Below are 14,499 nucleotides of genomic sequence, written 5' to 3'. Positions count from 1 at the left end.
GCCATGGCCTCCAAGCACCCAGCCTTGATCCAGCGCTGCCATTGCTGGTAAACAATGGCCCAAGGCGGCAGGTCATGGGGCAGCATTCTCCAAGGGCAACCAGCCCGGACGACATAACGAACGGCATTGAACACATCGCGCAAGGAGTGCTCCCGTTGCGGAGCCTCTTCCGTCATGAGTTCAAGGTAAGGGCGGCAGAACTGCCACTCTTCATCGCTGACATCGGTGGGATACGGAGGCTTGGGTTTCACGGTCTTGGCTGCCATCCCAAGCTTATGCTCACTCTTTCACCCATTGTACAGCGCCTTTTCAAAGTTCATAACACGCTCTAGTTTGAGCTGTCTTCGGTGAGGTCGTCTTCCTTATGCTTCACCCCAGAGGTCCAGGAAGGGGGATCGCTGGCAGGAAAGGACTCGGCCATCGCTTCATCGATGCGTTCTTGGGCCGTGACTCCGCCCTGAGATTCATCCGTCTTCACCGGTTGATCCTGGAGCGGTTTGGCGGATTGAGCCTGATCGTGATCGGCAGCTTGGGGAGATGGAGTTTTCATAGTGTTCTGAGGGCGTGAAGGTTCGGCCAAAGCATGGCGCAGACAGTATTCGCAAGGCTGGGTGCTTTTGCGCCCTCTTGGAATGGAGAGCTCTGGGGGATTAACCCTCAGACAGGCCATCCTTCATCGCCTGTGCCTCCGCCACCACGGCATCCAGATCTTCATGGCGTACGGGTTTCACAAGGTGGCGTTTGAACCCCACACTCTGACTGTGGGCGATGTCTGCCGGGGTCCCATAACCGCTCATTGCCGCCGCGTAGCGCGGAGGATTTTTGCGCAGCAGGCGCATCATCTCCCAGCCGTCTCCATCTGGCAGGCCAATATCGGCTAGCAGGAGGTCAAAGTTCTCAGCGGACCACTGGGTGAGGGCTTCCTGCATCAAGGTGGCCGTCTCCACCTCATGCCCCCGGCGCTCCAGGTAGGCTTGCACAGCCTTCAGAGTCTCGACATGGTCCTCAACAATGAAAATCCGCAGTGGCATGATAGGGTCGGCTTGAAGATACGTGTCTGGCAGCAACTTGGGTGATGATGGTTGTAGGAAATCGAATTCTGGCCGTGTAGTAGAGAGCTTCTTTTCTGACCATGATCCGACCTATCTTGATGAGTTTTTGGACGTTCGGGCTCGCTTCTGCCCCAGCCGCCCTCCTGCCGGCTGACTGGAATGCCAAAGCTGCCGGAGATGAGGTCATGGCGGCGTTGGTGAACACCACGGAGCCTCAGGTGAAAGGGGCGCATGATGCGGAGATGGTCATCGTCAAGGGGAAGGCCTACATCGTGGTCGAGGCGAATGACGTGCAGGGAGGAGAAAGTGCGGAGTGGCCGTTCATCTATGTCACGCTATCGGTGGTGGATGTGGCGACCCTGAAGGTGGAAAAGCAGCAGGTCTTTGCCCGCTCTGAGCAGGTGTTTGAAAACGTCACGCTGCCTGTCGGGGCCTGCTTTGTGCCGAGGATTCTGCAAAAGGATGATCAGACGCTGCGGATCTACTTCGCCAGTGAGGCGCCCAAGAAGCGTCAGGCCCAGACCTGGTATCTGGATTATGATCTGACGACGCAGTCGTTTGAGAACAAGCTGCACAAAGCCTATCTGAAAACCGCCAGTGGCACGCATGAGATGCAGCCGCAGTATTTCCATGCGGATGCAGCGGCCCAGGGGTTCACACGACCCGCCGTGGATTTCGGGCTGTATCTGTTTGATTCCTTCAAGAGCTTCGATGGCAAGCTGTATGTAGCTTTGAACAACTACCCCGGCGGGCAAAACGCGCTGGCCGTGGTGAATGAGGCCCGGGATACCTTTGAGGTGCTGGGGCACTACAATGAGCCGGGCACGCTGAAGCTGACCGAGTCGGCGGTGAACCGTCTCCCGGATGGCACCTGGATGGCCATCTGTCGGCAGGAGGGAGGCAATCGTAATTACACTTTTACCACCAGTCGCGATGGCCGCACCTGGACGGTGAATGAGCACAAGCCCTGGGTGCCGAATGGCGCGAGCTCCAAACCCACCTTCGATCAGATGAAGGGCCTGTATTGGCTAGGCTGGCAGGAATCCACCCAGATCAATGGCGTCAGCCGCTCCGTCTTCAATCTGGATATCTCCGAGGACGGCACGAACTGGGAGCGTAAATATCGCTTTGAGACCGAGAAGTCTTTTCAATACCCGGTCTTTCGTGAATATGAAGGGCGCATCTACCTCGGCGTGACGCAGGGGGACCGTGATCCCAGCCGGAAAGAGCGGATCATGTTTGGCGTGTTGGAATAACCAAAAGATTGTTTTTGATTTGATATGTCGTTTTCAGAGCCCTTGAAGAAGCACCTGCATGCTGCGGGAGTGATAGCCGTGCTCATGCTGGATGAAGTGGAGGCCGCTGTGCCTGTGGCACGTGCGTTGGTGGCAGGCGGGGTGGATTGCCTGGAGCTGACGCTGCGCACACCGGTGGCCATGGAGGCGCTGCAGCGCATTCGCGCAGAAGTGCCGGAAATGAAAGTCGGCGTCGGCACGATCTTGACCCTTGGTCAGGTCAATGAAGTGAAGGAGGCGGGCGCGGCGTTCGGTGTGGCCCCTGGCATGAATCCACGCGTGGTGGCCGAGGCTCAGCGCATCGGTCTTCCTTTCGCGCCGGGTGTTTGCACCCCCACGGACATCGAGCTGGCGGTTGAGCAAGGCTGCCGTTTGCTCAAGTTCTTTCCATCGGAGCCCTGCGGAGGCTTGGCCTACCTGCGCACCATCGCTGCGCCCTTCGCACATCTGGGTGTGAAATACATCCCGTTAGGTGGGGTGGGGGCAGGGAATGCCGAGGCTTATCTGCAGGAACCCAGTGTGCATGCCCTGGGCGGCTCCTGGCTAGCTCCACGTGAGCTCATCCAGCAGAAGGACTGGGCGGCGATCACGGCCCGCGCGGCGGAGGTGCGTGCTGTGGTGCAGCGCGTGCGTGGGTGATCGATTGGCATGCCATGCAGACCGAATGACCGCGCTGACGCAGGGAAAAAATAAAACGCGCAGGGGACAGAGCCCCCTGCGCGTTGAGGTTCGATCAAACGGCCTAACGGAAAATTAAGAACCGTAGCTGAAGCCCATGCCGGTCTTCTCCTTCGTGCTTTCGACAAAGCTGTGGGAGACGACGGTTTCATTGGCATCCAGGCTGATGGTCACGGTTTGATAGTAGGTGATCATGGCTCCAGGAATGAAGGCAGCGCCGGGGATGTAAGACTTCGCGGTGCCCTTACTTTGGTTGAAGGTCCAGGTGGCGGTGGCGCGGCCTGCGGCGTCGGTGCCTTTCTTGTAAAAGAGACCCAGCTTACGCACCACATCTTTCTTGGTGGTCACACCATCCTGGATCTGGGCGGCGGCCTTGGAGAGATGCGTCCTGTTATTCACCTGATTCGGATCGGTGATGTCGCCATCCGCATTGGTGGCGGATGCGGGGGCGCTAGCTGTGGCGGATGTGCCCGTGCTGGTGGCTGGGGCGGGACTTTCGGAGGTGCCGCAGCCAGTCAAAACAATCGAGGCCGTGAGAGTGAGGAGGACGAGGATGGAGGATGGTTTCATGAGAACGTAGCGATGAGACAAGCAAAGCGCTTATCGGATGACAAGAATGGAACGGTAAAAGAAACGAAAGGTTACTTGCATCTGCTTGGCTATTTGGCAAAATGACCAAATAGATGGCCCGCACCCGAATTTCACTTCCTGATCCCACCGAGCGCCGAGTGACGGTGATGAAGGCGCTGGCTCATCCGTCCCGCATGAGGATTGCCGAGGCCCTGATGAAGGGGGAGATGTGCGTGTGTGATCTCCAAGCGTTGGTGGGGGCAGATATCTCCACGGTGTCCAAGCACCTGAGCCTGATGCGTGCGGCTGGCGTGCTGACCTGTGAAAAGCGGGGGCTGAACATTTACTACCGCCTCGCCTGCACTTGCCTGGGAGCGTTCTTGCGCTGCCTGGATGAGTTGACCCCCGGTGAGGATGCCTGCGCGGTGGGGTGTTGTGATTGATCGATTTCCAGAATGAAACTCTAAAAGCCTAACCAACCATGACTATTGAATCCTTCGTTTCTCATTTGAAAACTCATGCAGAGCTGCCGCTGCTGTTCGTGCTACCGGATGGTGGTTTCATCCCCGCCCACTTCCACATCACTGAAGTGGGGCATGTGAAAAAGAACTTCATCGATTGCGGGGGCACTCGTCGGAGCACCGAGAGCTGCCTGCTGCAAACCTGGGTGGCCGATGATACCGAGCATCGTCTGGTGGCTGGGAGGCTGGCCATGATCTTTGGTAAAGCTGGAGAGGTTTTACCGCATCAGGATCTGCCCGTGGAGATCGAGTATGAGGACTTCTCGGTGAGCCAGTTCCGCGTGGTCGGTGCTCAGGCGGAGGAGGGGCGTCTGACCTTTCAGCTCGGCCTGAAGCATACGGACTGTTTGGCTAAGGAACTGTGCCTGCCGGGAGTCTGCGGACCCGCGCCAACGGTGAATCTGCTCGGCTGTGCCCCTGGCAGCGGTTGTTGCTAACGATAATCTGAATCGCGAACCCATTGATGAAACCTAGAGTTCTCATTCTTTGCACAGGCAACTCCTGCCGCAGTCACATGGCGGAGGGCATCTTGCGCCATGTGGCAGGTGACTTGGTGGAGGTGCACAGTGCCGGGTCTAAGCCGGCAGGGTATGTGCATCCGAAAGCCATCGCCGCCCTGGCGGAGATTGGCCTGGATATCTCCACGCATACCTCCAAGCACATGAACGATTTCCTGGATCGTGACATTGCCACCGTCATCACGGTGTGTGGAAATGCCGACCAGGCTTGCCCCATCTATCCCGGCCAGGTGAATCGGTATCACTGGGGCTTTGATGATCCGGCCCACGCTACCGGCACCGAGGAGGAAGTGATGGCGGAATTCCGACGCGTGCGGGATCAGATTCAGCTCGTGTTCGGGGCCTATGCCGCCGGGTTGCGTGAGGGTTTGAAAGCGAACGTTTAACCAACGCTCAACATGACGATGCGCCGCTGTTTTGTGGGGGAGTTCGTGGGCACATTCCTGCTGGTGTTTTTCGGCTGTGGGAGTGTCGCTTCCGCCATTCTCACACCGGCTGCACTTGGGGCGTTCCCTGTCGCGATGATTTGGGGACTGGGCATCGTCGTGGCCATTCATCTCACGGCTTCTCTGAGTGGGGCTCATTTGAATCCAGCGGTGACCATCGCCTTCGCCTGCTGGCGCGGTTTTTCGAGAGCCCTGGTGCCGGTGTATCTCGCGGCGCAGATGCTCGGAGCCTTTGCGGCGGCAGCGGCCTTGCACGGATTGTTTCATCAAGCGCTTCTCCGTTACGAATCGCTCCATCACCTTGTGCGTGGTCAGACAGGAAGTGAGGCCACGGCCATGATCTTCGGGGAGTTTTTCCCCAACCCAGGCGGGATGCCGTTGCCAGCAGCCGAGGCACTGCCGCTGGTTTCATCGGTGCAAGCCTTTGGAGCGGAAGTGATCGGCACCGCCATCCTGCTTCTAGTCATCTGTGGTCTGTCAGATCGACGCCATCGCTCGTATTCTCTGACAGTGGTGGCTTGCGGTGTCGGCTTCACAGTGACTTTGCTCATTTGTTTGTTAGGACCGCTGACCATGGCGTGCTTCAATCCCGCCCGAGATCTGGCACCGCGTCTGTATTCGGCTCTCGCCGGATGGGGTGCCGTGCCCTTCAGCACGAATGGCTGGGGTTGGTTGACGGTGTATGTCTTGGCTCCTGTGATCGGAGCTTGGTTGGGGGCGGGATTTTATTTTCGGGTGTTGGCTCCTTTGCCTGTGGATTCTGAGGCTGCCAAGCTGAGCGATGAGCCCACTTAGAGTGCCTTCTTGAGGAAAAAGCAGTTGAAGTTGCGGGGCAGATTCGGAAATGCCGACAAGTTTCCAATTCCTCGCTGGCACGCGCTGTGCTTAGCTACGAAGGACCAACCTCTCCTCATGGCCATCCACGTCGCCCTCCGTCACGTCACGCGGTATCTGTTTGACCGCCCTGTGAATCTCTCGCCTCACATCGTGCGTCTGCGACCTGCCCCGCATTGCCGCACACCGATTCTCAGTTACTCCCTGAAAATCACCCCCGAGAATCATTTCATCAACTGGCAGCAGGACCCGCAGAGCAACTATCTGGCGCGACTGGTTTTCCCCGAAAAAACCACGGAGCTATCCGTGGAGGTGGATCTGGTGGCGGAGATGGCGGTGTTCAACCCCTTCGACTTCTTCCTTGAGCCGCAGGCGGAGACGGTGCCGTTTCACTATGATCCGGTGCTGGCGCATGAGCTGGAGCCGTTTCATCGCAAGCTCCCGCTGACGCCTCTGCTGGGAGGCTATCTGCGCGGCATCCGCCAGCAGATGACGGCGGGTAAGGCGCCCATGCGGACGATTGATTTCCTGGTCATGCTGAATCAGTCCCTGTGGAAGGACATCAGTTACACCATTCGTATGGAGCCCGGTGTGCAGACGCCGGAGGAGACGCTGGATCTGTGCAGTGGCTCCTGCCGTGACAGTGCCTGGCTCATGGTGCAAATCATGCGTCATCTGGGCATGGCGGCGCGCTTCGTCAGCGGTTACCTCATTCAGCTCAAGGCGGATGTGAAGTCTCTGGATGGCCCCAGCGGCACTGAGGTGGATTTCACCGATCTGCATGCCTGGTGTGAGGTGTATCTCCCTGGCGCGGGTTGGGTGGGACTGGACCCCACCTCGGGTCTCTTTGCCGGTGAGGGGCACATCCCGCTGGCCTCGACCCCTGATCCCACCAGTGCGGCCCCCGTCACGGGCTTGGTGGACAAGTGCGAGGTGGAGTTCGGTCACGAGATGGCCGTCACGCGCATCTTTGAATCACCGCGGGTGACGAAGCCCTACACAGAGGAACAGTGGAAGGCCATTGAAGAACTGGGCTATCAGATTGACGGAGAACTGGAGTCTGGCGATGTGCGCCTGACCATGGGCGGAGAGCCCACCTTCGTGAGCATCGATGACATGGAAGGGGAGGAGTGGAACACCGCTGCGGTGGGACCGAAAAAACGCCTGCTCTCTGGCGAGCTCATCAAGCGCTTGCGCCACCAGTTTGGTCAGGGCGGATTGTTGCACTATGGCACTGGCAAGTGGTATCCTGGAGAGTCTCTGCCGCGTTGGGCCTTGGGCTGCTACTGGCGCAAAGATGGCGTCCCGGTGTGGGCGGATGATCGCTTGATCGCGGACGAAGCGAAGGATTACGGCCACAATGAGAATCTGGCACGTGCCTTTGGCGTGGCCTTGGCGGCTGGTCTGGGGGTGAACCCCAAGTGGCTGAAGCCGGGGTATGAAGATGCCTTCTACTACATGTGGAAGGAGAAGCGCCTGCCGGTGAACGTGGATGTTTTGAAATCCAACCTCGACGATCCTGAGGAGCGCAAGCGTCTGACCAAGGTCTTCGAGCAGGGTCTAGACAAAGTGGTCGGCTACGTCCTGCCCATTCAGCGCAACTATTATGGGGATGAATTGCGCTGGGTCAGCGGTCCTTGGTTCGTGCGGGATGACCACATGTTCCTTATCCCGGGGGATTCGCCCATGGGGCTGCGGTTACCCTTGGATTCCATCCCGTGGGTGAGCAAAACGGACTATCCCTGGATCCACCCTGAAGACCCGACCAAGGACTGGCCCGACCTGCCGCCCCGCCCTGAGAGCCGTCAGAAATTCCTGGAAGCCTTTGGTGAGTGGACCGGCAACGGTGCGGATCCCTTCAACGTTCCCGGCAGCTATGGCGAGGGCATCTATGCGGGGCAGGGGAAACCGGAACGCCGCCGCCTGGATCCGTTGAAGCCGGAGGAGATCGATGACTACATCGAGCGTTACCCCGCTCAGCAGGAGTCCGCCGGTTGGATCATTCGCACGGGCATTTGCTTTGAACCCCGCGATGGCCGCCTGCATGTCTTCATGCCACCGGTGGCTGAGGTGGAGGATTATTTGGACCTCGTGGCTGTCGTGGAAGATGTGGCGGCGACTTTGAAGACGCCAGTCATCATCGAGGGCACACCGCCGCCATATGACCCGCGCCTGCAGGTGATCAAGGTCACACCTGACCCCGGGGTGATCGAGGTCAACATGCACCCGGTGAAGAAGTGGGATGAGATGGTGAACAACACCAAGATCCTCTATGAGGAAGCCCGCCTCACACGCCTGGGCACGGAGAAATTCATGGTGGATGGCCGCCATACCGGCACCGGCGGTGGGAACCACATCGTGGTGGGTGGAGAGACGCCGCGGCACTCCCCATTCCTGCGGCGTCCAGATTTGCTAAAGTCTTTGTTAGGCTACTGGCACAATCACCCGTCCCTGAGCTACCTTTTCAGCGGTTTGTTCATCGGGCCAACCAGCCAGCACCCGCGTGTGGATGAGGCCCGTAACGATGCGCTGTTCGAGCTGGAAGTGGCCTTCAAAGAGCTCAATCGCCACACGGCTGAGAAGGGCCACACGCCGCCTTGGCTGGTGGATCGTATCTTCCGCAACATCCTGGTGGATGCGACGGGTAACACCCACCGCACCGAGTTCTGCATTGATAAACTCTTTGACCCCGGCAGCAGCAGCGGTCGTCTCGGTCTGGTGGAGCTGCGCTCCTTTGAGATGCCTCCGCATCCGGAGATGAGCCTCGCTCAGCAACTTCTCATGCGTGCGGCCATCGCTCGCTTCTGGAAGGAGCCGTATGAATGTAACTTGGTCCGCTGGGGCACGGAACTGCATGACCGTTATCTGCTGCCGCACTTCATCTGGGATGACTTCAAGGATGTGATCGAGGACTTCCAAGGCGCGGGTTATGCCATGTCACCCGACTGGTTTGCGCCACATCTCGAGTTCAAGTTCCCGACCGTGGGGCATATCAATCAACGGGGAGTCAATTTGGAACTGCGCACCGCCATCGAACCGTGGCACGTGCTGGGTGAAGACGGAGCCCCCGGTGGCACCGTGCGCTATGTGGATAGCAGTCTGGAGCGCGTGCAGGTGAAGACAAGCGGCCTCGTCAACGGTCGCTTCGTGGTGACCTGCAATGGCTGCCTGGTGCCGCTGCATCCGACGGGTGTCGTGGGTGAATACGTGGCCGGGGTGCGTTACCGCGCTTGGCAGCCACCGAACTGCCTGCAGCCGACCATCGGCGTGCACAGCCCGCTGGTGTTCGACATCGTGGATACCTGGAACAAACGCAGCCTCGGCGGTGCCACCTACCATGTGGCGCATCCCGGTGGACGTAGTTTTGAAACCTTCCCGGTCAACAGCTACGAAGCCGAAAGCCGTCGCCTCGCCCGTTTCTTCCCCACCGGCCACACCCCAGGCCAAGTGGTGCCGCAGGAGATCCCGGTCGTGCCGGAGTTCCCCTTCACGCTGGACCTGAGATTGGGCTAAAAGGAAACCGTCATGGTGTGCCTGTGATCTGCTTCAGCAGGGTGAAGAAACCTCGTTTCCTCGCACTGCTGAGGCCCCAGTTCACGGGCACGCTTTGATAACCTTCCTCATAGCCCTCGCCCTTCATCCGGTAGTCGAAGTAACCCCAGGAGACGTGCTCCTTGATGGCGCTAGTGAAGTTATTGTTAGGCTGGTCGAAGTCGAAATGATCATCTTCATTGATGACGATGGGGTAGCTCTTGCCCGCCGCAGCGGTTTTCACGCGGGTGATGAATTTCTGCATCGCCTCGGGTCCTTTGACCCCATTGCCGTGAATGAGCAGGAAATCGGCGCACTCGATCACCCCCGGTGAAGGGACCGCGCCACCGCCGAAGGAGGTGCTGACGAGGAGGCGGCGGCCATCCTTCTGCACGGCTTGCACCCGCTGGATGAGCTCATGCACGCGATCCGCTTTCAGGATGGCGTGGTCATACTTTTTGATGTTGGCCTCGTTGTTGATCTCCACCAGCACATGCTGCCAGCCTTGATCGAGAATCCAGCGGGTGACGGCCTCCACAGCGCGGATCACGGCGGCTTCGTCCTTCACGCGTTCATCTTGGCCAAAGTAAAAATACCCCAGAATGACGGCCATCCCGAGTTCATCGGCTTTCTCAATCACGCGGCCGATTCGGGCGAGGTAGGCCGGGTCGAGGGTGCCATCAGGGTTGATGGCGGAGTTATGCCAGGGCTGATCCTTGGAGTAGCCATAGGGGGAGCCGCCCTGGAGATTGAGCGTGATGGCCAGTAAGCCATGGGCACGCCACACCGGCATCTGGGCGATGAATTCCGTGGTGTTGCGCTCCGCATCCCACTGTTTCGTATCGGGGTAGGCCCATTGCTCCACCGTCGCGGGATTGCGATCATCGAAACTGGCCTGCACCATGCGTGAGTTCAGCAGCAGGCCCTCGATACGCTGCCCCTGCCAGACACGCCCTTCATAGGTGGGTTTGCCATGGATGAAAAAATCTCCACCTGTGATGGAGACGGTGGTGGCGGCCTGGAGGGCAGGGCTGGCCAGAGTCAGGGCCAGGAGGAAAAGCAGCGGGCGCATGGGATCGGTCGGTGTCTGCGGCGCAGGGTAATCAGGACGGCGCAGCCCATGCAAGACGGAAACGCCGCCCATCGTTTCCGTGCGCCTCATGCACTTGCGTCTGACAGCTCTCTTTCTCCTCGCCGCGGCCCCCCTCCAGGCGGCTAAGCCGAACATCCTCATGATCTGTGTGGATGACCTCAAACCAAACATCGCCTGCTTTGGCGATACCACGGCAGTGACACCGAACATGGATGCCCTGGCCAAGCGCGGGGTGCTTTTTGAAAAAGCCTACTGCAATCAGGCTGTCTGCTCGCCCTCTCGCAACTCCCTGATGACGGGCCTGCGCCCGCAAAACCTGGGCATCTATGAACTCTCCACGCACTTCCGCAAAGCCGCTCCGGATGCGGTGACGATGACGCAATACTTCATGAAGCAGGGCTACAAAGCCGAGGGCATGGGCAAGATCCTGCACGTGGGACATGGCAACATTGACGATGCCGCCTCCTGGTCGGTGCCGTCTTGGAAACCCAAGGCCCCCACCTACATCAACCCCGAGAGCACGGCCACCACACGCGATGCCAAGTTTGGCTCGGATCGCGGCTGGGCCACGGAAAGCGCGGAGACGGGTGATGAAACCTATGCCGATGGACTCGTGGCGTTGGAAGCGGTGAAGCGGATCGAAACTGCGGCCAAGACCCCCGAGCAGCCTTTTTTCATCGCCGTGGGTTTCATCCGCCCGCACCTGCCCTTCGTCGCGCCGAAGAAATATTGGGATCTCTATGACCCGGCCAAGCTGCCCATGCCGCAGGTGAAGGAAGCGCCGAAGGGAGCCCCTGAATACGCCCCGCAGTATGGCGGTGAGCTGCGCCAATACAGCGACATGCCGCGCACCGGGCCGATCGATGACACCATGACGCGCAACCTGATCCATGGGTATTATGCCGCCACCAGCTACACCGATGCTCAGATCGGCAAGGTGCTGAAGGCGCTGGATGCCAGCGGCCAGGCCGAGAACACCATCATCCTCCTCTGGGGTGACCACGGCTGGCATCTGGGAGATCACAGCATGTGGTGCAAACACACCAACTACGAGCAAGCCGCCCGCATCCCCGTCATCGTCTCCGCCCCTGGCAAGCCCGCCGGTGTGAAGACCGCGTCCCTGATCGAGACCGTGGACATCTACCCCACCCTCTGTGAGCTGGCCGGTCTGCCCGCTCCCACAGGTCTGGATGGCAAGAGCTTCGCCTCCGTCATTGCCGACCCCAGCACGAAGACGCGTGACAGCGTCATTCATGTCTATCCGAGAAACAGTTTGTTAGGTCGCGCCATCCGCACGGATCGTTACCGCCTCGTCGAGTGGAAGAAGGCCGGGGGCTCCGAGCCTGCAGATGCCCTGGAGCTTTACGATTACCAAGACGATCCTCTGGAGACCCAAAATCTCGCCTCCGAGCGCCCTGAGGTGGTGAAAGACATGCTCGCCATCCTGGCCACCCATCCTGAGGCCAAACCCCAATTCAAAGCCCCCGGCGGTGCCGCCAAAGACGCCCAGCCCGGCAAAAAGAAAAAGGGCCAAGGCCAAGGTAAAGGCCAAGCGAAGGCCCCGGGTGCGGCGAAGAAAAAGCAGGCGGAGTAAGTCTCCTTGTCCGCCTCTCCATGCGCCGGGCCTCTTTACACGAGTGTCCCTGGCGCCGGCGGAGGATCGAGCGGGAACTCCTTCTTTTTCAGCAGCGCATAGATCACAAAAAACAGGCCGAAGGGCAGCATGTAAGATAGTAGCATGGCCCCGCCATAGATGCACAGAAACCAGAAGAACCACTGGGCCCGGTAACGATACACCGTGGCGGCGAGAATGACCATGAGGATGCCCAGGATAGCCACGCCCACACCGGCAAACATGTAGATGGAGGAAGCCTCCATGAGTTGGTTCATGCTCTGGACCTGCTGCATCGTGGCTTCCACATCCTGTGGAGCGATTCGGGCCTCTTGGATGTCATGATGCAGGGTCCACCACATGGTGGCAAACCCCACGACCTGGGCCACTTGTAAAAACGCACCCAGCTTCGCCAGCAGGGCTCCAGGGGGATGGGCAGCAGATGTCATGGCCCTGCTTATAGGAGCGGGTGGCAGCTTGGGCAAGAGCGGAGCTCCGACTCACTTCATGAATTGATGAGCAGCCATGCGTAGATCTGAACGAGAGCCGAGGGTAACTTTTTTCGTGCACATCCTCTCCGAAGACGCATATTCATGAGCAATTGAACTTGCCGTATGTCTCAGGACCCGATGCCCTCGAAAAAGCCTATGCCGTATTTGGAGATGCGGCAGGTCTTCTCCGCAGCGCGGCACGCGCAGTTGAACAGGCAGGGGGAGATCACCAATCAGGTCATCAAGACGCTCCAGGAGAGCCGGAAATACGCGCGCTCGAAGCCTTTGCCCATGATACGGGATTGATCTTGGATGCCGAGGGTATCCGCAAAATGATGGCGAGCGATCCGCTCTCTCCGGGGATTGAACACCAAGTCGGAGTTCTGCGGGGAGAGAAACGTGTGATCAAAGATTATGACCCGCGTTTATTCGATCCCGAGACCTTCGAGATCTTTTACAAACCGACGGACTCCCTCTTTGACTATCTGACGGATATCCTTTTGGCTAACCACTTGTTTGATGATGATATTCAATTGGAAGGATTTTATCAATCCGAGGGAAATCTTCACATCATTATCACGCAACCTTTCATTGAAGGGCGTCATCCAGACGCAGCACTTCTGGTGAGCAAGCTGGAGATGCAAGGGATGGTAGTGGGTCCTGGGCCTGCCAAATTTTACATCGATGGAGGAGCGGCGGGGCGTCTGCTTGTGACTGATTTACACGAAGATAACGCGATCCTTGGAAATCAAACGGACTTGATCCTGCCGATCGATGTTCACTTTTCTTTTCCAAGCCGTGAGCAGCGTATCGCTGCGCTCAAGGCACTGGAACTTTATTGAAGAGACAGAGTTTCCTCCATCACTTCATGAAGCCGCTATCCGTGAGCCACTCGGTGAAGCGCTCCGGCCAGCGACCAGCGGCGGTGGTGGTGCCGGGTTTGTAGCCAAAGCCGTGACCGGCGTTGCTGTAGATGTGCAGTTCCGCCTTCACTCCAGCGGCCTTGTATTTCAGATACAGGCTGGCCATGCCTTCGGAGATGTCCGGGCGGTCGCCATAACCACAAGCGATGAAGACGGGCGGCATGCCTTTCTCGGCGGAGAAGAGATTCGAGGTGCCGGGGTAGATCAGCGCCTGGAAATCCGGGCGGCTGCTGGCGCGCTCGATAGGGTCGGCAGCATCGGCTTGACCGGGATCATTTTGCATGGCGGCAAAGGCGGCCAGCTCACCTCCGGCGGAGAAGCCCATGATGCCGATCTTATTCGGATCGATGCCCCACTCCTGAGCGCGGGTGCGCACGGTGCGGATGGCGCGGCGGGCATCCGCCATGGCGTGATCCTGGATGGTGTAGGTGCTGCCTTTTTCCCGAGCGAGACGGTATTTCAAAACGAAAGCGGCGATGCCGTGATCGCGAAACCATTCGGCCAGCGCATAACCTTCATGGCCGAGGCACAGCTTTGAGTGCCCACCGCCGGGCGCGATGATGATCGCGATGCCTGTGTTATCCTTCTCAGGCAGGTAAGGCGTGATGGAGGGGTTATGCACGTTCACCACATTGCTGCCTTCCGTCTTCTCCGCTTCAGCCGCACGGGCTTCGGATCCAGGGGCACCCTTCTCCCAGAGAGGCAGGGCTTTCGGGGCCTCGGCAGCAAAGGTGGCTGTGGTAAGGAGGCTGGTCAGCAGGAAGGAAAATCGCATGGTCAGGATCGAACGTGACTTGCAGGGAAGTTTGTTCAACGAAGTGTCAAGGCGTGGGCCTCTCATCCGTAGGCCGGATGTGTCCGGCGGGGAAAAGCGAGCAAACTGGAGCGACGTCATCGCCGGATTATCCGGCTGTTCGGGGGATTAGCTCTGGAGC

Annotated in this window: 16 protein-coding genes; 9 read left to right on the top strand and 7 right to left on the bottom strand. The window is 58.9% G+C overall.

Going from position 1 to position 14,499, the window contains the following annotated elements; all coding sequences use genetic code 11:
- The 3 genes from B5D61_RS25175 to B5D61_RS25165 all read right to left on the bottom strand — a co-directional run.
- Positions 1-266: transposase (locus B5D61_RS25175; protein ID WP_139373014.1), on the bottom strand; the 266-nt coding region annotated here is incomplete at its 3' end.
- Between the two features lie 62 nt (positions 267-328).
- Positions 329-550 (bottom strand): hypothetical protein, encoded by a 222-nt coding sequence (locus tag B5D61_RS25170; RefSeq protein ID WP_078816195.1) that lies wholly within the window; start codon positions 548-550, stop codon positions 329-331.
- A 100-nt stretch (positions 551-650) separates the two neighbouring features.
- On the bottom strand, positions 651-1,031 hold the full coding sequence (locus B5D61_RS25165; protein ID WP_078816194.1) for a response regulator: 381 nt from the start codon (positions 1,029-1,031) through the stop codon (positions 651-653).
- A 101-nt stretch (positions 1,032-1,132) separates the two neighbouring features.
- Between B5D61_RS25165 and B5D61_RS25160 the strand changes: the two genes are divergently transcribed.
- Together B5D61_RS25160 and B5D61_RS25155 are read left to right on the top strand one after the other, a co-directional pair.
- A complete protein-coding gene (locus tag B5D61_RS25160; protein WP_078816193.1) occupies positions 1,133-2,308 on the top strand; it encodes a sialidase family protein in 1,176 nt (391 codons plus the stop codon).
- Between the two features lie 24 nt (positions 2,309-2,332).
- Positions 2,333-2,986 carry a bifunctional 4-hydroxy-2-oxoglutarate aldolase/2-dehydro-3-deoxy-phosphogluconate aldolase gene (locus B5D61_RS25155; RefSeq protein ID WP_078816192.1) on the top strand — a complete coding sequence of 218 codons (654 nt, stop codon included), beginning with the start codon at positions 2,333-2,335 and terminating at the stop codon, positions 2,984-2,986.
- A gap of 114 nt (positions 2,987-3,100) precedes the next feature.
- On the opposite strand, the gene B5D61_RS25150 is transcribed toward B5D61_RS25155, so the two are convergent.
- A complete protein-coding gene (locus tag B5D61_RS25150; RefSeq protein ID WP_078816191.1) occupies positions 3,101-3,595 on the bottom strand; it encodes a hypothetical protein in 495 nt (164 codons plus the stop codon).
- Between the two features lie 113 nt (positions 3,596-3,708).
- Between B5D61_RS25150 and B5D61_RS25145 the strand changes: the two genes are divergently transcribed.
- The 5 genes from B5D61_RS25145 to B5D61_RS25125 all read left to right on the top strand — a co-directional run bounded on the left by B5D61_RS25145 (position 3,709) and on the right by B5D61_RS25125 (position 9,427).
- A complete protein-coding gene (locus B5D61_RS25145) occupies positions 3,709-4,038 on the top strand; it encodes an ArsR/SmtB family transcription factor (protein ID WP_078816190.1) in 330 nt (109 codons plus the stop codon).
- A gap of 38 nt (positions 4,039-4,076) precedes the next feature.
- Complete coding sequence (locus B5D61_RS25140) at positions 4,077-4,553, top strand: DUF6428 family protein (RefSeq protein ID WP_078816189.1); 477 nt, start codon at positions 4,077-4,079, stop codon at positions 4,551-4,553.
- Between the two features lie 26 nt (positions 4,554-4,579).
- Positions 4,580-5,020, top strand: a complete 441-nt coding sequence (locus B5D61_RS25135) for an arsenate reductase ArsC (protein WP_078816188.1) — start codon at positions 4,580-4,582, stop codon at positions 5,018-5,020.
- An 18-nt stretch (positions 5,021-5,038) separates the two neighbouring features.
- A complete protein-coding gene (locus B5D61_RS25130) occupies positions 5,039-5,875 on the top strand; it encodes an MIP/aquaporin family protein (protein ID WP_176159668.1) in 837 nt (278 codons plus the stop codon).
- A 117-nt stretch (positions 5,876-5,992) separates the two neighbouring features.
- Complete coding sequence (locus B5D61_RS25125; RefSeq protein ID WP_078816186.1) at positions 5,993-9,427, top strand: transglutaminase family protein; 3,435 nt, start codon at positions 5,993-5,995, stop codon at positions 9,425-9,427.
- A 10-nt stretch (positions 9,428-9,437) separates the two neighbouring features.
- Here B5D61_RS25125 and B5D61_RS25120 read toward each other — a convergent pair whose 3' ends face one another.
- Positions 9,438-10,607, bottom strand: coding sequence for a hypothetical protein (locus B5D61_RS25120; protein WP_217699068.1), 1,170 nt, complete (start codon positions 10,605-10,607; stop codon positions 9,438-9,440).
- On the opposite strand from B5D61_RS25120, the gene B5D61_RS25115 reads away from it, so the two are divergent.
- Positions 10,606-12,132 carry a sulfatase gene (locus B5D61_RS25115; RefSeq protein WP_078816185.1) on the top strand — a complete coding sequence of 509 codons (1,527 nt, stop codon included), beginning with the start codon at positions 10,606-10,608 and terminating at the stop codon, positions 12,130-12,132. The genes B5D61_RS25120 and B5D61_RS25115 overlap by 2 nt on opposite strands.
- A 35-nt stretch (positions 12,133-12,167) precedes the next feature.
- Here the strand turns inward: B5D61_RS25115 and B5D61_RS25110 are convergent, their stop codons facing one another.
- Entirely contained in the window at positions 12,168-12,599 is a 432-nt protein-coding gene (locus B5D61_RS25110) for a hypothetical protein (protein ID WP_078816184.1), read from the bottom strand.
- Between the two features lie 152 nt (positions 12,600-12,751).
- Between B5D61_RS25110 and B5D61_RS25100 the strand changes: the two genes are divergently transcribed.
- Positions 12,752-13,483, top strand: coding sequence for a putative polyvalent protein kinase domain-containing protein (locus B5D61_RS25100; protein WP_342753403.1), 732 nt, complete (start codon positions 12,752-12,754; stop codon positions 13,481-13,483).
- Between the two features lie 19 nt (positions 13,484-13,502).
- On the opposite strand, the gene B5D61_RS25095 is transcribed toward B5D61_RS25100, so the two are convergent.
- Complete coding sequence (locus B5D61_RS25095) at positions 13,503-14,339, bottom strand: alpha/beta hydrolase (protein WP_078816181.1); 837 nt, start codon at positions 14,337-14,339, stop codon at positions 13,503-13,505.
- Positions 14,340-14,499: the final 160 nt, after the last annotated feature.

It is taken from the genome of Prosthecobacter debontii, from assembly GCF_900167535.1.
In the GTDB taxonomy this organism is placed as follows: domain Bacteria; phylum Verrucomicrobiota; class Verrucomicrobiia; order Verrucomicrobiales; family Verrucomicrobiaceae; genus Prosthecobacter; species Prosthecobacter debontii.
Note: the sequence above shows the minus strand (reverse complement) of the source record. Positions and strands in the feature narration are given on the sequence as shown.